Genomic DNA, 17937 nt, shown 5'->3' with positions numbered 1-17937 from the left:
CCTCTGCGATTTCTACGCCGCCGGCTTCGCGGCCTGGTCCTCGCTCGACAACAGATGCAGCAGCGAGCTCTTGATCGCCGATTGGCGGGTCGGCGCGGTGATCTGGGCGCCGAGCAGATCGGTGACGTAGAACACGTCGCGGGCGCGTTCGCCGAAGGTCGCGACGTGGGCGGAGGCGATGTTGAGGTTGAGCTTCGAGATCGCCGTGGTGAGCTGGTAGAGCAGGCCGGGGCGGTCGAGGCCGGAGACCTCGATCACGGTGTAGCGGTCGGACCACTGGTTGTTGATGGTCACTTCGGGCTCGACGATGAACGGCCGCGTCTTGCTGCGCACCGCGCGCTTCGCCACTGCCTCGGGCAGCCTGAGCTTGCCTTCCAGCACGTGCTCGATCATCTCGCCGATCCTTGTGGCGCGGCGGCCCTCATCCTCGTCGCGGTCGTATTCACGCGAGATCGAAATGGTGTCGAGCGCACGGCCGTCGGTCGTGGTGTAGATCTGCGCGTCGACGATGTTGGCGCCGGCCGAGGCGCAGGCGCCCGCGATGATCGACAGCAACCAGGGATGGTCGGTTGCCAGGATCGTGAGCTCGGTGACGGCACGGATCTCGTCGAAGCCGACATTGATCGCAAGCTTGTGGCCGGCCTGCTCGCTGGCGCGGATGAAGCGTGCCTGGCGGATCTTGCGCGGCAGCTCGACCTTGAGCCAGTAGGCCGGATAGTGCCGGCCGATATAGGCGTTGAGCTCGGCTTCCGGCCATTCGGTGAAGGCGCGGCGGAATTCGGCTTGCGCCACCGCGATGCGCTGGGCGCGGTTGACCTCCGAGAAGCCGCCGGTCAGCACCGGCTCGGTCTCGTAATACAGCGTGCGCAACAGCTGCGCCTTCCAGCCGTTCCAGACGCCGGGGCCGACGCCGCGGATATCGGCGGTGGTCAGGATCGTCAGCAGCTTCATCTGCTCGACGGACTGCACCACGGCGGCGAAATTCTCAATGGTCTTGCGGTCCGACAAATCGCGCGATTGCGCCACCGTGGACATGGTCAGATGTTCCTCGATCAGCCACGCCACCAGCTCGGTGTCGGCGGCCGAGAAGCCGAGCCGCGGGCACAGCCGCCGCGCCACCTTGGCGCCGGCAATCGAGTGATCCTCCGGCCGGCCCTTGGCGATGTCGTGCAACAGGGTCGCGATATAGATCACCGGGCGGTGCTCGGGGCGGATCTTGCGGAACAGGTCGCTGGCGACCGTGAACTCCTCGTTGCCGCCGCGCTCGATGTCCTGCAGGAAGCCGATGCAGCGCAGCAGATGCTCGTCCACCGTATAGTGGTGGTACATGTTGAACTGCATCATCGAGACGATCTTGCCGAAGGCGCGGATGAAGTGGCCGAGCACGCCGGTCTCGTTCATCCGCCGCAGCACCACCTCCGCATTGTCGGAGGTCAGGATCTCCATGAACAGGCGGTTGGCTTCGTCGTTCTCGCGCAGCTGGGTGTTGATCAGCTTCAGCGAACGCGTCACCGTGCGCATCGCATCGGGATGGAAGGCGAGGTTGTTCTGCTGCGCGAGGCGGAAGATCCGGATCAGGTTGACCGGATCGTGCTTGAACACGTCGGGCGCGGCGAGGTTGATGCGGTTGTTGTCGACGATAAAGTCGTCGCTGCCGTTAACCCGCCGCCGCTTGGTGCCGGGCCGCAGCCGCGCCACCATCCGGCTCAGCACCGGCGCCGGCTTGTTGTGCTCCTCCTCGAGCTTGGCGCACAGGATCGCGGTGAGGTCGCCGACGTCTTTCGCGATCAGGAAGTAGTGCTTCATGAAGCGCTCGACGTCCTGCATGCCGGGATGCGAGGTGTAGCCGAGCCGGACCGCGATCTCGCGCTGCATGTCGAACGACAGCCGTTCCTCGGCGCGCCCCGCGAAAAAGTGCAGATTGCAGCGCACCGACCACAGGAAGTCGGCGCAGCGGCGGAAGGTGCGGTACTCCTGCGCGTCGAACACGCCGCGTTCCAAGAGCTCGTCGGTCTCGCGCACGCGGTAGACGTATTTGGCGATCCAGAACAGCGTGTGCAGGTCGCGCAGGCCGCCCTTGCCGTCCTTGACATTGGGCTCGACCAAATAGCGCGACTGGCCGGCGCGGCGGTGCCGCTCCTCGCGCTCGGCAAGCTTTGCGGTGACGAATTCCGCCGCGGTGCCCTGCACCACTTCCTTGTCGAAGCGTTCGACCAGCTCGTCATAGAGCGGCTGGTCGCCGGTCAGGAACCGGGTCTCCAGGATCGCGGTGCGGATCGTCATGTCGCCGCGCGCCTGCCGGATCGATTCATCGACCGAGCGGGTGGCGTGGCCGACCTTCAGCCCCATGTCCCAGAGGCAATAGAGAATGGCTTCGGCGACCTGCTCGCCCCAGGCGGTCTGCTTGTAGGGCAGGATGAACAACAGATCGATGTCGGATTCCGGCGCCATCAGCCCGCGGCCATAGCCGCCTGTCGCGACCACGGCCATGCGTTCGGCACCGGAGGGGATCGGCGAGTGGTAGAGATGCCGGGTCGCCGCGGCATAGAGGATGCGGATGATCTCGTCCTGCACGAAGCAGAGCCGTTCGGCGCAGCGGCGGCCGTGGCGGTCCTTCAGCAGCAGCGCCTGCGCCGTGGCGCGCGCCGCGATCAGCTCGGCCTTGAGCAGTTGCGCCATCGCGGCGCGGAACTGGTCCTCGCGGCCGGCATGCTGTTCGGCGAGTGCATTGACCGCCGCGGTGATCCGCTCGGTCTCGAAACGATCATCCGCTTCAGGGCGGACTTCGGCTACGACGCTGTCCATACGTTCATCCGATATCGGACGGAGCTGTTGCTGTCACTGACCAAAGTATGACGACAGCAGCTCCATGCTTTCCCGGCGGCGCTTCGGGCAAGATCGTTCTCGCGCCGTCGCGTAAAGGGTAGAGATTTTCTCGTTGACCGCAAGGCTAACTCATTGAAATAAAAGATTGTTTCTTAATCTGATCGAGGGGGTCGACGAATGCACAAATTTTCCCGGCGCGCCTTTGCAGCGCTCTTCGCGATCTCGACATTGCTGCCCGGCGCGGCGCTCGCGGCCGACGCGCTGAAGGAGATCCGGATCGACTGGGCAACCTACAATCCGGTGTCGATGGTCCTGAAGCAGAAGGGCCTGCTGGAGAAGGAGTTCGCCAAGGACGGCATCAGCATCGTCTGGGTGCAGTCGGCCGGCTCCAACAAGGCGCTCGAATTCCTCAATGCCGGCTCGATCGATTTCGGCTCGACCGCGGGCTCGGCCGCTTTGGTCGCGAGGATCAACGGCAACCCGATCAAGTCGATCTATGTCTATTCGCGCCCCGAATGGACCGCGTTGGTTGCCACCAAGGATTCCAAGATCGCGTCGGTCGCCGATCTCAAGGGCAAGCGCGTTGCGGTGACGCGCGGCACCGACCCGCACATCTTCCTGGTCCGCGCGCTGCTCGGCGCCGGCCTCACCGAAAAGGACATCACGCCCGTGCTGTTGCAGCACGCCGACGGCAAGACTGCACTGATCCGCGGCGACGTCGACGCCTGGGCCGGCCTCGACCCGATGATGGCGCAGGCGGAAGTCGAGGAGGGCGCCAAGCTGTTCTACCGCAAGGCCGACGCCAACACCTGGGGCATCCTCAATGTCCGCGAGGAGTTCCTGAAATCTCATCCGGATATCGTGCGCCGGGTGCTCGCAACGTATGAGGAAGCGCGGAAATACTCGCTGACGAACTATGATGAGCTGAAGAAGACCTTCATTGCGGTGACGAAACTGCCGGACGCCGTGGTCGACAAGCAGCTCAAGGAACGTACCGAGCTGACCCACAGCCGGATCGGCAGCCCCCAGCGCGAATCCATCCTCGCCGCCGGCCTCGCCCTGCAACAGGCCGGCGTGATCGACGCCAAGACCGACGTGAAAGCCGCGCTGGATGCGCTGATCGACGACCAGGTCCCGCTGCCGACGAACTAGCTCCGCCTTCACCCTCCCCTGGAGGGGGAGGGTCGGCTCACAGCGCGCGAAGCGAGACGGGAGCCGGGGTGGGGTGATCTCTCCACTCGGGCAGCGCCCGATCCGAGAGACCTTCACCCCACCTCGGTTCGCATTGCATGCGAACCGATCCTCCCCCTCCAGGGGAGGATAAGAGGTCATCGCCCCCACCTTGCAATCCCCCGCGAAGAATAGTTCTTGCTATGGCCATGACCGTTGACCTGCCCGCGCTGGAACAGACGGCCGCGCCGCGTGCGGCGCCGGCGCGGTGGTCGCGCTTTGCGCGGCCGGCGCTCGGGCTTCTGGTGCCGGTGGTGTGTGCGCTCGGCTGGGAACTGGTGGTTTATCTCGGCTTCTCCAACGGCCGCCTGGTGCCGCCACCGTCCAAGGTGTTTCAGACCATCGTCGAGCTCGCCAGGAGCGGCGAGCTGTCGCGGCATATCCTGGCGACGCTGTGGCGCGTCGGTGCGGGCTTTGCGCTCGGCGTGATCGCCGGCACCATCATGGGGGCGATCTCCGGCTATTGGGATTTCGCCAAGCGGCTGCTTGATCCGACGGTGCAGGCGTTGCGCGCGATCCCTTCGCTGGCCTGGGTGCCGCTGTTCGTGCTCTGGCTCGGCATCTTCGAGACCTCGAAGGTCGCGCTGATCGCGGTCGGGGTGTTCTTTCCGATCTATCTCGGCGTGATGGGCGCGATCCTCTCGGTCGATCGCAAGATCGTCGAGGTCGGGCGCGTGTTCCGCCTGTCCGGGCCGGCCATGATCCGCCGCATCCTGTTGCCGGCGGTGCTGCCGGCCTATGTGGTCGCGCTGCGGGTCGGCCTTGGCCTCGGCTGGATGTTCGTGGTCGCGGCCGAATTGATCGGCGCCTCCGAAGGCCTCGGCTATCTCCTGCTCGACGGCCAGCAACTCGGCAAGCCGGCGCAGATCCTCGCCGCGATCGTGATCTTCGCGATCCTCGGCAAGCTGACCGACTGGCTGATCGAGGTCGCCGCCGCGCCGCTGCTGCGCTGGCAGGACGCATTCGGCGCGCGGGGAGGGCAGTGATGCTCGCACTCAAAGACGTCGGCAAGACCTACCCGAACGGCGTCCACGCACTGGAGCGCTTCTCGGCGGAGATTGCGCCCGGGGAGATCATCGCCATCATCGGCGGCTCCGGTTGCGGCAAGTCGACGCTGCTGCGCGCCATCGCCGGTCTCGATCGCGCCAGCACCGGCAGCGTGACGCTCGACAATGCCGTCATCACCTCGCCGCACGCCAAGATCGGCATCATCTTCCAGGAGCCGCGGCTGCTGCCCTGGCTCAGCGTCGCCGATAATATCGGCTTCGGTCTCGCCGACCTTGCGGCTGATGCGAGGGGCGAGCGAGTCGCATCGGCGCTGGCCCGCGTCGGTCTTGCCGACAAGGCCTCAGCCTGGCCGCGCGAGCTCTCCGGTGGGCAGGCACAGCGGGTCGCGATCGCCCGCGCTTTGGTGCCGCAGCCGGAAGTGTTGCTGCTCGATGAGCCGTTCTCGGCGCTCGATGCCTTCACGCGGCGCGATCTGCAGGACCATCTGCTCGATCTCTGGGCCGACGCCCGCCCCACCCTGATCCTGGTCACCCATGACGTCGACGAGGCCGTGGTGCTCGCCGACCGCGTGCTGGTGATGCGGCCGCGGCCGGGCCGGCTGTTCGAGCAGATCACCATCAACCTGGCGCGGCCGCGTAACCGCAAATCGGAGCTGTTCGATACCTTCAAGCGCCGCGTGCTGACCGCGCTCGACCGCTCGCTGGATCGCTCGGTGCGTGACGTTACGGACAAATCCAGCGCCGGCGAGGCGATGTGGTGGTGACATCGGCGGCTTAAGGCCTTACACCGGAATAAAGAAAAATAGCCGGGAGCAGAACCATGGACTCCGCCGAACTCCGCGCAATGCAGGCTCCGATCAAGGAGCGTTACAAGGCCGACCCGCAGGCCGCCGTGATCACGCTGAAGGCCAAGGGTACGATCGACAGCGAAAGCCTGTCCTGCAAGGTCGAGACCGGCCGCGCGCTAGCGGTCGCCGGCCTGCATCCCGCGACCGGCGGCTCCGGGCTCGAGCTTTGCTCCGGCGATATGCTGCTGGAGGCGCTGGTCGCCTGCGCCGGCGTCACGCTGAAATCGGTCGCGACCGCCGTCGAGGTGCCGCTGAAGGTCGGCAATGTGTTCGCCGAGGGTGATCTCGATTTCCGCGGCACGCTCGGTGTCGACAAGGAGGCCCCGGTCGGCTTCCGCGAGATCCGCCTCCGATTCGACGTCGGCACCGACGCGCCGCAGGACAAGCTCGATCTGTTGCTGAAGCTCACCGAGCGCTATTGCGTGGTCTATCAGACCATCAAGAGCGGCCCGAAGGTGACCGTGACGATGCTGCGGGTGTGATCGCTCTTACCCTCCCCTGGAGGGGGAGGGTCGTCTAGCATCGCCAGATGCGAGGCGGGGTGGGGTGACGGTCCCTCCACCCGATCAGTCTTTCCTGTTGAGAGATCACCCCACCTCGGTTCGCATTTCGCTGCGCTGCATGCGAACCGATCCTCCCCCTCCAGGGGAGGATAAGAAAAAAAGAAATGTCCCCCGAGCTCCACTTCATCCTGCTCCTCGTGCTGCGCATGGCGGTTGCGGCCGCGTTCGTGGTCAGTGCGTCCATCATCACGGAGCGGTCGGGGCCGGTGATCGGTGCGCTGATCGCGACCCTGCCGATCTCGGCCGGGCCGTCCTACACCTTCCTCGCGCTCGACCACGATGCCGCCTTCATCGCCGAGGGCGCGCTGTCGAGCCTGCCGGTCAATGCGGCGACGATCTTCATGGGCCTGACCTACGCGGTGCTGGCGCAGCGCTTCAGCATGTGGATCAGCGCGGGAAGCGCGATCGCGTTGTGGCTGGTGCTCGGCACCATCATCCGCCAGTTCGCCTGGACGCTGACCGGCGGGCTGATCCTCAACGCCGTTGCGTTCGCGATCTGCATCCCGCTGCTCAAGCCGTATCGGCACGTCGCCAAAATGCCGCTGATCGCGCGGCGCTGGTATGACATTCCGCTGCGGGCCGCGCTGGTCGCGAGCCTGGTCGGCACCGTGGTCACCGCGTCGACCTGGGTCGGCCCGCGCGTCACCGGCGTGATCGCGCTGTTTCCGATCGTGTTCTCCTCGATGATGCTGATCCTGCATCCGCGGATCGGCGGCCCCGCCACCGCCGCCGTGCTCGCCAATAGCGCCTGGGGCCTGCTCGGCTTTGGTCTCGGCATCGCCGTGCTACACGTCGCGGTGCTGCAATTCGGCTCGGCGATCGGCCTCTGCTGCGCGCTCGCCACCTGCATCGCGTGGAATCTGGTGCTGTGGCAGCTCGGGCGGAGGAAGCGGTTAGCGCACAAAGCCTGACGTCCGTCATTGCGAGGAGCCCAGCGACGAAGCAATCCATGCCACCGCATATGCTGAGGCATGGATTGCTTCGCTTCGCTCGCAATGACGGTGGAGAGTTTTGTAGCCCGGATGGAGCGCAGCGCAATCCGGGGCGGTCGCGCAAATGGCGGAAGCGGTCCCGGATTTCGCTTCGCTGCATCCGGGCTACGAAGCTACTGCTTCGGCAGCTTCGCCTGCAGCGCATACAGCGCATCCAGCGCCTCGCGCGGTGACATCTCGTCGGGGTGCAGCGCTTTCACCGCCTCGACCAGCAGATCCGCCTCGCTCGGTGGCTTGTCCTCGGCGGCGGCGCGGGAGGGCACGGCGAACAGCGGCAGGTCGTCGGCGAGTGCGCGGGCGGTCTGGCCGCGGTCCTGGGCCTCGAGCTTGGCCAGCACCGATTTGGCGCGCGCGATCACCGCGGGCGGCAGGCCGGCGAGTTTTGCGACCTGGATGCCGTAGGAGCGGTCGGCGGAGCCCGGCAACACCTCGTGCAGGAACACGACGTCGCCCTGCCATTCCTTGACCCGCACCGTGGCGTTGAACATCCGCGGCAGCTTGGCCGAGAGCGCGGTCAGCTCGTGATAGTGGGTGGCAAAGAGCGTGCGGCAGCGGTTGCTCTCATGCAGATGCTCGATCGCAGCCCAGGCGATCGACAGGCCGTCGAAGGTCGCCGTGCCGCGGCCGATCTCGTCGAGGATGACCAGCGACCGCTCGCTGGCCTGATTGAGGATCACGGCCGTCTCGACCATCTCGACCATGAAGGTCGAGCGGCCGCGCGCCAGGTCGTCCGCCGCGCCGACGCGCGAGAACAGCCGGTCGACGATACCGAGCCGTGCCCGCGACGCCGGCACATAGCTGCCAATCTGAGCAAGGAGCGCGATCAGCGCGTTCTGGCGCAGGAAGGTCGATTTACCGGCCATGTTCGGACCGGTGATCAGCCAGAGCTGGCCGGACTTCTGCGCGGGCGCGGGAGAGAGATCGCAGGCATTGGCGATGAACGGCTGGCCGTCGCGCTTCAGCGCCTGCTCGACCACCGGATGCCGGCCGCCCTCGATCGCAAAGCCGAGCGAGCCGTCGACATCGGGCCGCACGTAATTGTCGTCGATCGCAAGCTTCGCCAGCGAGGTCGCGACGTCGAGCATCGCGAAGGCATGCGCGGCGTTGCGCAGATCGTCGCTGGCCGCGAGCGCCATCGCGCTCAGCCGCTCGAAGACCTCGAGCTCGAGATTGAGCGCGCGCTCGCCGGCATTGGCGATCTTGGCCTCGGTCTCGCCGAGCTCTGACGTGGTGAAGCGGACCTGCCCGGCCAGCGTCTGGCGATGGATGAAGGTCGCGTTCAGCGGCGGCGCGAACAGCTTGTCGCCGTGCTGCGCGGTGACCTCGACGAAATAGCCGAGCACGTTGTTGTGCCGGATCTTCAGCGTCTTGATGCCGGTGTCCTCAGCATAGCGCGCCTGCATCGCGGCGACGACGAGGCGCGAGGCGTCGCGCAGATTGCGGCTTTCGTCGAGCGCGGCCTCATAGCCCTCGCGGACGAAGCCGCCGTCGCGCTTGATCAGCGGCAGTTGCTCTGACAGTGCGCGGGAGAATTCCTGCGCCAGGTCGCGCGAGGGGCGCCGCAAGGCCGCCATCACGGTCGAAACCTCGGCCGGCGGATCGGCAAGCTGCGCCAGCAGGTCCAGCGCCTGGTCGGCGGCAAGGATGCCGTCGCGCAGGCTGGCGAGATCGCGCGGGCCGCCGCGGCCGACCGAGAGCCGTGCCAGCGCGCGCGACATGTCGGGCGCCGCGCGCAGCACGGTTCTGATGTCTTCGCGTGCCGCGGAGTCTGCCACGAAGGCCGAGACCGCATCGAGCCGCCGCGCGATCACGGCAACGTCGGTGAGCGGCGCGGCAAGCCGCTGCGCCAGCAGCCGCGAGCCGGCCGCGGTCACGGTGCAGTCGATCGCATCGAGCAGCGAGCCGCGGCGCTCGCCGGCCAGCGTCCGCGTCAGTTCGAGGTTGGCGCGGGTCGCGGGGTCGATCGCCATCGTGGTGTCGGCGGCTTCGCGTGCCGGTGGCGACAGCGGCGGACGTTTGCCGACCTGGGTGCGGTCGATATAGGTGACGGCCGCGGCGGCAGCGGTCGCCTCCAGCCGCGACATTGCGGAGAGACCGTCCATCGTCGCAACCGCGAAATAATCGCACAGCCGCCGCTCGGCGGTGGCGCTGTCGAACACGTCGCGGGTCAGCGGCGTTACCGACGGCAACTCGCGCAGGGTCGGCGCCAGCTCGTGGTCGCTGTAGAGGGCGTCGGTGACGATCGCCTCGTTCGGGTTGATCCGCGCCAAGGTCGCGGCGAGCTCTGATGTCGCGCACTCCGTCACCATGAATTCGGAGGTCGAGATGTCGATCCAGGCAAGGCCCAGCCGGTCGGCGCCGGCCGAGCCGCGGGCGCGCGCGATCGCGATCAGATAATTGTTGGTGCGGGCGTCGAGCAGCGTGTCTTCGGTCAGCGTGCCCGGCGTCACCAGCCGCACCACGCCGCGGCGGACCACGCTCTTGTTGCCGCGGGCCTTGGCCTCCGCGGGATTTTCGGTCTGCTCGCACACCGCGACGCGGTGGCCGGCGCCGATCAGGCGATGCAGATAATCCTCGGAGCGCTCGACCGGCACGCCGCACATCGGGATGTCCATGCCGTGATGCTTGCCGCGCTTGGTCAGCACGATGCCGAGCGTCTTCGAGGCGATCTCGGCATCCTCGAAGAACAGCTCGTAGAAATCGCCCATCCGGTAGAACAGCAGCAGGCCGGGATGGGCGGCCTTGATCTCCAGATACTGTTCCATCATCGGCGTGACGCGCGACGGCGCCTCGGCGGGAGTGGCTTCGGGCGGAACGGGGATCGGCTGCTGAATGGTCATGAGGTGGCGGAAACTACAGAATTTCGCGCCGCGGTCCTATCCGAGAGGCCAGGGTTTTCCACCCTGTCCACGGTCGTAGATATGACAAGACATCACGGCAATGCGCGCTTGACGCGCGTTCCGGTCAATTGACCTGCCGCGGGCACGCTCCTAAAACCATCTCAAGTTCCAGCCGATCCAGCGCCTAAGTCGCGGCATTCAGGGAGAGATTCAATGCGTGATGTGTTCATTTGCGATGCCGTCCGGACCCCGATCGGCCGTTTCGGCGGTTCGCTCGCCAAGGTGCGCGCCGACGATCTCGCGGCGGCCCCGATCAAGGCGCTGATGGCCAAGCACCCGACGCTCAATTGGAACGAGGTCGACGAGGTCTATTTCGGCTGCGCCAACCAGGCCGGCGAAGATAACCGTAACGTCGCGCGCATGGCGCTTCTGCTCGCCGGCATGCCGGAGTCGGTTCCCGGCCAGACCCTGAACCGGCTGTGCGCCTCCGGTCTCGATGCGGTCGGCGCCGCCGGCCGCGCCATCCGCGCCGGCGAGATCGATTTCGCGATCGCGGGCGGCGTCGAATCGATGACGCGCGCGCCGTTCGTGATGGGGAAGGCCGCGGAAGCCTTCTCGCGCTCGTCCGACATCTACGACACCACGATCGGCTGGCGCTTCATCAATCCCTTGATGAAGGCGCAGTACGGCGTCGATGCGATGCCGGAGACCGGCGAGAACGTCGCTGAGGAATTCCAGGTGTCGCGCGCCGATCAGGACGCGATGGCGATCCGCTCGCAGCAGCGCGCGGGTGCTGCGATCGCATCGGGCTATTTCGCCGAGGAGATCGTGCCGATCCAGGTGCCCGGCGGCAAGGCCGGTCCGATCACCGTCGACAAGGACGAGCATCCGCGCCCGGAAACCACGCTCGAAGGTCTCGCCAAGCTGAAGCCGATCGTGCGCAATCCGGGCACGGTGACCGCGGGCAACGCGTCGGGTGTCAATGACGGCGCTGCCGCGATGATCCTCGCCTCGGAAGCTGCGGTGAAGAAGCACGGCCTGATCCCGCGCGCAAAGATCCTCGGCCTCGCCTCGGCCGCGGTGCCGCCGCGCATCATGGGCATCGGCCCGGTGCCGGCGACCAGGAAGCTGGTCGAGCGTCTCGGCATCAAGGTGTCGGACTTCGATCTGATCGAGCTCAACGAAGCCTTCGCCTCGCAGGGCATCGCCTGCCTGCGCCAGCTCGGCGTCAAGGAAGATGCCGATTTCGTCAATCCGCATGGCGGCGCGATCGCGCTCGGCCATCCGCTCGGCATGAGCGGCGCGCGGCTGGTTCTGACCGCCGTGCACGGCATGGAGAAGCGGGGCGGGAAGCTTGCCTTGGCAACTATGTGCGTCGGCGTCGGCCAGGGCGTCGCGGTCGCGATCGAAAAGCTGAATTGATCCAATGGCTTGGAAGGGCTGAAAACAGCCCTTCCCCAATTTGGTTATGCACTATAATGATCTGATGTGAGCTCACCGGGCGCGTGGGCCGCGGAGGAATTCGCCATGACCCTGTTGTACCCGCTGCAATCGCTTGCGGCCCATCCGGCGCGATTGTCGCCGGACTATCGCTCCACCGTGAAGCGTTCGCCCTCGAAGCCGCTGATCCCGATGCGGCACACGCTCTCGGAGCTGACCGGGCCGGTCTATGGTCATGAGACGGTGCGCGCGAACGACAACGATCTCACCATCCAGGCCAAGGGCGAGCCGCTCGGCGAGCGCATCATCGTGCATGGCCATGTGCTCGACGAGGACGGCCGCGGCGTGCCCAACACGCTGGTCGAGCTGTGGCAGGCCAATGCCTGCGGCCGCTACATCCATGTCGTCGACCAGCATCCGGCGCCGCTCGATCCGAACTTTACGGGCGCCGGTCGCACCCAGAGCGATGACAAAGGCTATTACAAGTTCATCACCATCAAGCCCGGCGCCTATCCCTGGGGCAATCACCACAACGCCTGGCGGCCGGCGCATATCCACTTCTCGGTGTTCGGGCACTCGTTCGTCTCGCGCCTCGTGACGCAGATGTATTTCCCCGGCGATCCCTTGTTCCCGTTCGACCCGATCTTCAACTCGGTGACCGATGAGAAGGCGCGGGCGCGGATGATCTCATCCTTCGATCTCGACAACACCAAGCCGGAATGGGCGCTGTGCTACCGCTTCGATATCGTGCTGCGCGGCCGCAACGCCACGCCGATGGAGACCAAGTAACGTGTCACGCCCTGATGGAATCACGCCCTCGCAGACCGTCGGTCCCTATTTCAAATACGGCCTGACGCCGAACGGCGAGTATGAGTGGAACGACGCCTTCACCAACAATCTGCTGACGCCGGATACATCCGGCGAGCGCATCCGCGTCGAGGGCAAGGTCTATGACGGCGATGGCGCCATGATCCCGGATTGTATGCTGGAGATCTGGCAGGCCGACAGCCAGGGCCGCTTCTCCGATCCGCAGGACACACGCGCATTGCCGAACTCCTCGTTCAAGGGCTTTGGTCGCTGGGGTACCGACAAGAGCGGCGGCTATTCCTTCGACACCATCAAGCCGGGCGTGGTGCCGGATGCCGACGGCAAGCCGCAGGCGCCGCACATCCTGCTTGCGGTGTTCGCGCGCGGCATGCTGTTGCACCTCTACACCCGGATCTACTTCGACGACGAAGCCGGCAACGCCGCTGACTCCACCCTCGCGCTGGTGCCGGCCGATCGCCGCGCGACTCTGATCGCGAAGAAGGCGGGCGGCAACGTCTACACCTTCGACGTCCATCTGCAGGGCAACGACGAGACGGTGTTCTTCGACGTCTAGGCTGTGACCGCGCCAATCGGCACGCCAATCCAGCATTGAAGGGACGACCCGAATCCGCTGCGCGCCTTCGCCGCAGCGGATTTTGCTTGACCATGCGTGTCTGTTTATATAACAAGTAATTTATATAAAGAATATGAGATCAAGCATGGCCAACCTCGATGCCGCCTTCTCCGCGCTCGCCGACCCGACCCGCAGGGCGATCCTGGCGCGTCTGGCTCTGGGCGAAGCGACGGTCATGGAGCTGGTCGAGCCGTTCGAGCTGACCCAGCCCGCGATCTCCCGCCATCTCAAGGTGCTCGAGGGCGCCGGCCTGATCGTGCGGCGGATCGAGGGCACCAAGCGGCCGTGCCGGCTGGCGCCGACGGCGGTTGCCGAGATCGATCAATGGCTCGGCATGCTGCGCCGTGCGCTGGAAACCAACTACGACCGGCTGGAAGGAGTGCTGGCCGCCATGAAGCCTGAGAAGTGAAAGGTGCCCTATGAGTAAGTTGACGCTGAAGACTGAAGGCGACCGCTATATCGTCGTGACCAGGCGCTTCGTCGCACCGCCCGAGGCGGTGTATCGCGCGCATACCGAGCCGGAGCTGTTGCAGAAGTGGCTGCTCGGCCCTGAGGGCTGGACCATGCCGGTCTGCGTCAGCGAGCTCAGGCCCGGCGGCAAGATCCGTTACGAATGGACCGACGGCAAGGGCGGCGGCTTTCATCTCACCGGCGAGTACGTCGAACTCGAACCGTTCAGCCGCATCGTCCATGTCGAGCGCATGCATCTGCCGGATCCGACGCCGGACAATCATGTCGAGACCCGCTTTGTGCCCGATGGCGACGGCACCGTGATGACCATGCGGATGACGCTGCCGGATGCCGAGACGCGCGCGGCGATGCTCGCGACCGGTATGGAGCACGGCATGGAAGACAGCTATGCTCGGCTCGACCGCATGAGCTGAGCACTGCCGATGTGAGGGACAATGCGCGACCGCTTCCTGACCGGTCTGATTGGGTATCCGATCGCGCATTCGGCAGCGCCTGCGATGCACGAGCAGGCCGCCGCCGCGCTCGGCGTTCACGCGCATTACCAGCTGATCGAGGTCAACGGCGCCGGGGGCGACGATTTGCGCGCGATGCTCGAAGGCATCAGGCGGCTCGGCTTTGCCGGCGTCAACGTCACCTTTCCATACAAGGAGGCGGTCGTCGATCTGCTCGATGACCTCGCACCGGACGCGCGCGCGATCGGCGCCGTCAACACCATCGTGGCCCGCGGCGCGCGGCTCGTCGGATACAACACCGACGCATCGGGCTTTGCGCGGGCGATCGAACCTCTGTTCGCCAGCGCACCGCGTGGCCCGATCGCGCTGATCGGTGCCGGCGGCGTCGGCAAGGCGATCGCCTTCGCGCTCGCCGGCCTCGGTGTGACCGAGCTTCGGATCTTCGACGCCGATGCGACAAAGGCCGCGCAGCTTGCGGCCCAACTGCGGGATCGTCATGCGGTTCACGCCGCCAGCGTCGAGGTGGCGGCGCAAGGGGCCGCGGGTCTCGTCAACGCGACGCCGGTCGGCATGCTGCCGAGCCGCGACACGCCGGTGCCGGACGCGCTGCTGCATCCCTCGATGTGGGTCGCCGACGCCGTCTATACGCCGCTCTGGACGCCGCTGCTCACGGCAGCCAAGGCCAACGGCGCCAAAGTCCTGACCGGGCGCGATCTCGCGATCTACGCAGCAGCGCACGCATTCGAATTGTTCACGAGCATGATGCCTTCGACGGACGTCATGGCAAATGCGTTCGACGCCGTGATGGCCGCACGCTACTCTCCGCCCGCCTGAAGGGCGGAGACATATAATGACAAAAATCAGGATCGGTCTGGCCGGCTGTGGCTTCGTGTCGGAGCTGCACATGTACGCGTATCGGCGCGTCTATGGCGTCGATGTCGAGGTGAGGGCGGTCGCGGCGCGCGGCGATCACGTGGTCGAGTTCGCCCGCAAGCACCAAATCCCGAACGTCTATCGCAGCTTCGCCGAGCTCATCGCCGACCGCGAGCTTGATGTCATCGACATCTGCACGCCGCCGAACCTGCACGCCGCGATGATCGTCGAGGCGATGCAGGCCGGCAAGCACGTGATCTGCGAAAAGCCGTTCAGCGGCTATTTCGGCCGTGATGGCGACAGAGCGCCGATCGGCAAACACGTGCCGAAAGCGCTGATGTACCAGCGCGTGATGGAGGAGATGGAGGCGACCCGCACCGCGATCGAGCGAACCGGAAAACTCTTCATGTATGCCGAGGACTGGATCTACGCGCCGGCGGTGACCAAGACCGCGGAGATCATCCGCGCGACGCGCGACAAGATCCTTTTCATGAAAGGCGAGGAGAGCCATTCCGGCTCGCATGCAGCGCACGCCGCAGAGTGGGCGATGACCGGCGGCGGCTCGTTGATCCGGATGGGCTGTCATCCGCTGTCGGCGGTGCTCTATCTCAAGCAGGTCGAGGCCAAGGCCCGCGGCGAGATCATAAATGTCGCAAGCGTCACCTGCGACGTCGGCAACGTCACGGCCGGCCTCAAGCCGGAGGAGCGCGCCTACATCAAGGCCAATCCGGTCGACGTCGAGGATTGGGGCACGCTGACCGCGACCTTCTCCGATGGCACCAAGGCGACGGTGTTGTCCGGCGACATGATCATGGGCGGCGTCCGCAATCTGATCGAGACCTACACGAGCGGCGGCTCGCTGTTCGCCAACATCACGCCGAACACGCATCTGACCAGCTACCAGACCTCAGAGGAGAAGCTCGCGAGCGTCTACATCACCGAGAAAGTCGATCGCAAAACCGGCTGGCAATATGTCTGCCTCGAGGAGGAATGGACCCGCGGGTACTTGCAGGAGATCCAGGATTTCATGGAGTGCGTCGCCACCGGCCGGCAGCCGCTCGCCGATCTCGCGCTGGCGTATGAGACGACGAAAGTGAACTACGCCGGCTATTGGGCCGCGGACGAGGGCAGGCGGGTGGTGCTGTAAGGAAGCGAATTCCGGCAGTGATGCTTCTTCCCTTCTCCCCTTGTGGGAGAAGGTGGCGCGCAACGCGCGCCGGATGAGGGGTTGCCACCGCGAGCTCAATTGTCAAAGAGTTCGCGGATAGAGACCCCTCACCCGGTTTCGATGCAGAGCATCGAAGCCGCCCTCTCCCACACGCAAGTCGGGCTTGCCCGACTTACGCAGCTTCGTAATGCGCAACCGGGGTAAACCCCGGTTGCGTGGGAGAGGGTGCACCGCCGCTGCCGCCGCAGTTCTCCAACCACTAAGCCCCGTACACCGACCCTTTCGGCAGCGGGAACACCGGATCCTGCGTCCTTATATTCGTCGGCCACACCACGGTGATGCGCTCGCCGGCGTTCTGCATCACGACTGGGGTCGAGCGCTCGTTCTGGCCGGACATCGGCGTACCCGGCGGATAGAATTTTACGCCATAGCCTTGGATGGTGCCGCCCGGCGGGATGTCGACATCGAGCGCCGCCTTGCGGATCGCTTCGGGATCGAAGCCGCCATATTTCTCCTTGGCAACCGGCAGCACATTGTTGAGCAGGATCCAGGTCTGGTTGAAGCCCATCGAGCAGTGTGGCGGCACCTCGGTGGCGCTGGTCTTCTCGCGGTAGCGCGCAACCATGGTCTTGGTGAGATCGCCGACCCCGGGCGCGAGCTTGGCGGGATCGAGCAGCTGCGCCGGAACGGGATCGATGTTGCAGAAATTGTCGATGTCGGCGCCGAAGGTCGCGCGCAGCTTGTCGAGCTGGCTGTAGCCGGCGCCGGCGCCGAACAGCATCTTGAACTTCAGCCCGCTTTCGCGCGCCTGGCGCAGGAACAGCGTGATGTCGGGGTTGTAGCCGGCATGCGAGATGATGTCGGCCTTGGCGCGCTTCAGCTTGGTCACCAGCACCGAGAGGTCGGGCGCGGAGGCCGAATAGCCTTCCTTGAGCACGACCTGCAACCCGGCTTCCTTGGCGAACATCTCGTCGGCGGCGGCGACGCCGACGCCGTAGGGGCCGTCCTCATGGATCAGCGCGACCTTGACGTCCTTCGGGTCCATGCCGAGCTTCGCCTTGGCGTGCTCGCCGAGGAAGCCGCCAAAGGCCTGGCCGTATTGGTCGGAATGGATCTGCGCGCGGAACACGTATTGCAGGTTCTTGTCCTTGAACACGGCGGTCGAGACCGCGGTCGTGATCCAGAGGATCCGCTTCTGTTGCTCGACCTTGGCGGCGAGCGGCACCGCGTGCGAGCTCGCGAACACGCCGTTGAGGATGTCGACCTTCTCCTGATCGATCAGGCGATTGGCCTCGTTGATCGCGACATCAGGCTTGCTCTGGGAATCAACGTTGACAGGGGCGATCTTGTATTTGCCCCCGACGCCGCCCTTCTCGTTGACGAGATCGATCGCGATCTGGGTGCCGATCGAGGAGGCGACCGAGCCGCCGGCGGCGAATGGCCCGGTCAGATCATAGATCACACCGATCCGCACCGTCTCGGCCTGCGCCTGTGCGCGTGTCCAATCGAAGCTGAAAGCAGCGGCGGCAGCCGCTGAAGTCTTCAGCAGCGTCCTGCGTGAAGTCGGCATCGCGTCCTCCCCTGAAACCGTCAGCTGTGTGACGGGCATTTGTTTTTCGGGGAGTATTGGGAGGGGAGGTGGGAAAGTCAACGCGATTGCGGGCGCAGTGTCTTGCGCTTTGGTCGAGTGGGAGCTCTAGAACGCGCGACGACGGAATAAGAGCGCACGATGCCACCCTCCCCTGGAGGGGGAGGGTCGTTGCGCATGCAGCGAAGCGGAATGCGC

The 17937-nt window shown here is 65.7% G+C and carries 15 protein-coding genes; 12 read left to right on the top strand and 3 right to left on the bottom strand.

What is annotated here, in order from left to right:
* Positions 1 to 12: 12 nt before the first annotated feature.
* On the bottom strand, positions 13 to 2805 hold the full coding sequence (locus QMZ05_RS26030; protein WP_353703349.1) for a [protein-PII] uridylyltransferase: 2793 nt from the start codon (positions 2803 to 2805) through the stop codon (positions 13 to 15).
* Between the two features lie 198 nt (positions 2806 to 3003).
* Here QMZ05_RS26030 and QMZ05_RS26025 point away from each other — a divergent pair, with 198 nt between their 5' ends.
* The 5 genes from QMZ05_RS26025 (at position 3004) to QMZ05_RS26005 (ending at position 7385) form a co-directional block, all read left to right on the top strand.
* Complete coding sequence (locus tag QMZ05_RS26025) at positions 3004 to 3978, top strand: aliphatic sulfonate ABC transporter substrate-binding protein (protein ID WP_353703348.1); 975 nt, start codon at positions 3004 to 3006, stop codon at positions 3976 to 3978.
* Between the two features lie 227 nt (positions 3979 to 4205).
* Positions 4206 to 5042 carry an ABC transporter permease gene (locus QMZ05_RS26020; protein WP_353703368.1) on the top strand — a complete coding sequence of 279 codons (837 nt, stop codon included), beginning with the start codon at positions 4206 to 4208 and terminating at the stop codon, positions 5040 to 5042.
* The gene (locus QMZ05_RS26015) at positions 5042 to 5827 is read left to right on the top strand and encodes an ABC transporter ATP-binding protein (protein WP_353703347.1); all 786 of its coding nucleotides are present in this window, start codon (positions 5042 to 5044) and stop codon (positions 5825 to 5827) included. Before QMZ05_RS26020 ends, QMZ05_RS26015 begins: the two co-directional genes overlap by 1 nt.
* A gap of 56 nt (positions 5828 to 5883) precedes the next feature.
* A complete protein-coding gene (locus QMZ05_RS26010) occupies positions 5884 to 6393 on the top strand; it encodes an OsmC family protein (protein WP_353703346.1) in 510 nt (169 codons plus the stop codon).
* Between the two features lie 185 nt (positions 6394 to 6578).
* Positions 6579 to 7385: a hypothetical protein gene (locus QMZ05_RS26005; protein ID WP_353703345.1), complete on the top strand. Its 807-nt coding sequence runs from the start codon at positions 6579 to 6581 to the stop codon at positions 7383 to 7385.
* A 194-nt stretch (positions 7386 to 7579) separates the two neighbouring features.
* Here the strand turns inward: QMZ05_RS26005 and mutS are convergent, their stop codons facing one another.
* On the bottom strand, positions 7580 to 10306 hold the full coding sequence (gene mutS / locus QMZ05_RS26000) for a DNA mismatch repair protein MutS (protein WP_353703344.1): 2727 nt from the start codon (positions 10304 to 10306) through the stop codon (positions 7580 to 7582).
* A gap of 213 nt (positions 10307 to 10519) precedes the next feature.
* Here mutS and pcaF point away from each other — a divergent pair, with 213 nt between their 5' ends.
* The 7 genes from pcaF (at position 10520) to QMZ05_RS25965 (ending at position 16130) form a co-directional block, all read left to right on the top strand.
* Positions 10520 to 11728 (top strand): 3-oxoadipyl-CoA thiolase, encoded by a 1209-nt coding sequence (gene pcaF, locus QMZ05_RS25995; RefSeq protein WP_353703343.1) that lies wholly within the window; start codon positions 10520 to 10522, stop codon positions 11726 to 11728.
* Positions 11729 to 11833: 105 nt separating this feature from the next.
* Entirely contained in the window at positions 11834 to 12535 is a 702-nt protein-coding gene (pcaH, locus tag QMZ05_RS25990; protein WP_353703342.1) for a protocatechuate 3,4-dioxygenase subunit beta, read from the top strand.
* Between the two features lies 1 nt (position 12536).
* Complete coding sequence (gene pcaG, locus QMZ05_RS25985) at positions 12537 to 13127, top strand: protocatechuate 3,4-dioxygenase subunit alpha (RefSeq protein ID WP_353703341.1); 591 nt, start codon at positions 12537 to 12539, stop codon at positions 13125 to 13127.
* Between the two features lie 145 nt (positions 13128 to 13272).
* The gene (locus tag QMZ05_RS25980; RefSeq protein ID WP_353703340.1) at positions 13273 to 13596 is read left to right on the top strand and encodes a metalloregulator ArsR/SmtB family transcription factor; all 324 of its coding nucleotides are present in this window, start codon (positions 13273 to 13275) and stop codon (positions 13594 to 13596) included.
* Positions 13597 to 13606: 10 nt separating this feature from the next.
* Positions 13607 to 14071 (top strand): SRPBCC domain-containing protein, encoded by a 465-nt coding sequence (locus QMZ05_RS25975; protein WP_353703339.1) that lies wholly within the window; start codon positions 13607 to 13609, stop codon positions 14069 to 14071.
* 21 nt (positions 14072 to 14092) lie between these two features.
* On the top strand, positions 14093 to 14944 hold the full coding sequence (locus tag QMZ05_RS25970; RefSeq protein WP_353703338.1) for a shikimate dehydrogenase: 852 nt from the start codon (positions 14093 to 14095) through the stop codon (positions 14942 to 14944).
* A gap of 16 nt (positions 14945 to 14960) precedes the next feature.
* Positions 14961 to 16130, top strand: coding sequence for a Gfo/Idh/MocA family oxidoreductase (locus tag QMZ05_RS25965; protein ID WP_353703337.1), 1170 nt, complete (start codon positions 14961 to 14963; stop codon positions 16128 to 16130).
* Positions 16131 to 16410: 280 nt separating this feature from the next.
* Here the strand turns inward: QMZ05_RS25965 and QMZ05_RS25960 are convergent, their stop codons facing one another.
* Positions 16411 to 17721: an ABC transporter substrate-binding protein gene (locus tag QMZ05_RS25960; protein ID WP_353703336.1), complete on the bottom strand. Its 1311-nt coding sequence runs from the start codon at positions 17719 to 17721 to the stop codon at positions 16411 to 16413.
* Positions 17722 to 17937 lie beyond the last annotated feature (216 nt).

This window comes from Bradyrhizobium sp. INPA03-11B (assembly GCF_040446015.1).
Taxonomy (GTDB): domain Bacteria; phylum Pseudomonadota; class Alphaproteobacteria; order Rhizobiales; family Xanthobacteraceae; genus Bradyrhizobium; species Bradyrhizobium macuxiense_A.
This window is presented reverse-complemented; position numbering and strand designations above follow the sequence as displayed.

Coding starts and splice junctions, on each gene's coding strand:
- QMZ05_RS26030 (WP_353703349.1), bottom strand. CDS start 2,805: ATGGACAGCGTCGTAGCCGAAGTCCGCCCTGAAGCGGATGATCGTTTC.
- QMZ05_RS26025 (WP_353703348.1), top strand. CDS start 3,004: ATGCACAAATTTTCCCGGCGCGCCTTTGCAGCGCTCTTCGCGATCTCG.
- QMZ05_RS26020 (WP_353703368.1), top strand. CDS start 4,206: ATGACCGTTGACCTGCCCGCGCTGGAACAGACGGCCGCGCCGCGTGCG.
- QMZ05_RS26015 (WP_353703347.1), top strand. CDS start 5,042: ATGCTCGCACTCAAAGACGTCGGCAAGACCTACCCGAACGGCGTCCAC.
- QMZ05_RS26010 (WP_353703346.1), top strand. CDS start 5,884: ATGGACTCCGCCGAACTCCGCGCAATGCAGGCTCCGATCAAGGAGCGT.
- QMZ05_RS26005 (WP_353703345.1), top strand. CDS start 6,579: ATGTCCCCCGAGCTCCACTTCATCCTGCTCCTCGTGCTGCGCATGGCG.
- mutS (WP_353703344.1), bottom strand. CDS start 10,306: ATGACCATTCAGCAGCCGATCCCCGTTCCGCCCGAAGCCACTCCCGCC.
- pcaF (WP_353703343.1), top strand. CDS start 10,520: ATGCGTGATGTGTTCATTTGCGATGCCGTCCGGACCCCGATCGGCCGT.
- pcaH (WP_353703342.1), top strand. CDS start 11,834: ATGACCCTGTTGTACCCGCTGCAATCGCTTGCGGCCCATCCGGCGCGA.
- QMZ05_RS25980 (WP_353703340.1), top strand. CDS start 13,273: ATGGCCAACCTCGATGCCGCCTTCTCCGCGCTCGCCGACCCGACCCGC.
- QMZ05_RS25975 (WP_353703339.1), top strand. CDS start 13,607: ATGAGTAAGTTGACGCTGAAGACTGAAGGCGACCGCTATATCGTCGTG.
- QMZ05_RS25970 (WP_353703338.1), top strand. CDS start 14,093: ATGCGCGACCGCTTCCTGACCGGTCTGATTGGGTATCCGATCGCGCAT.
- QMZ05_RS25965 (WP_353703337.1), top strand. CDS start 14,961: ATGACAAAAATCAGGATCGGTCTGGCCGGCTGTGGCTTCGTGTCGGAG.
- QMZ05_RS25960 (WP_353703336.1), bottom strand. CDS start 17,721: ATGCCGACTTCACGCAGGACGCTGCTGAAGACTTCAGCGGCTGCCGCC.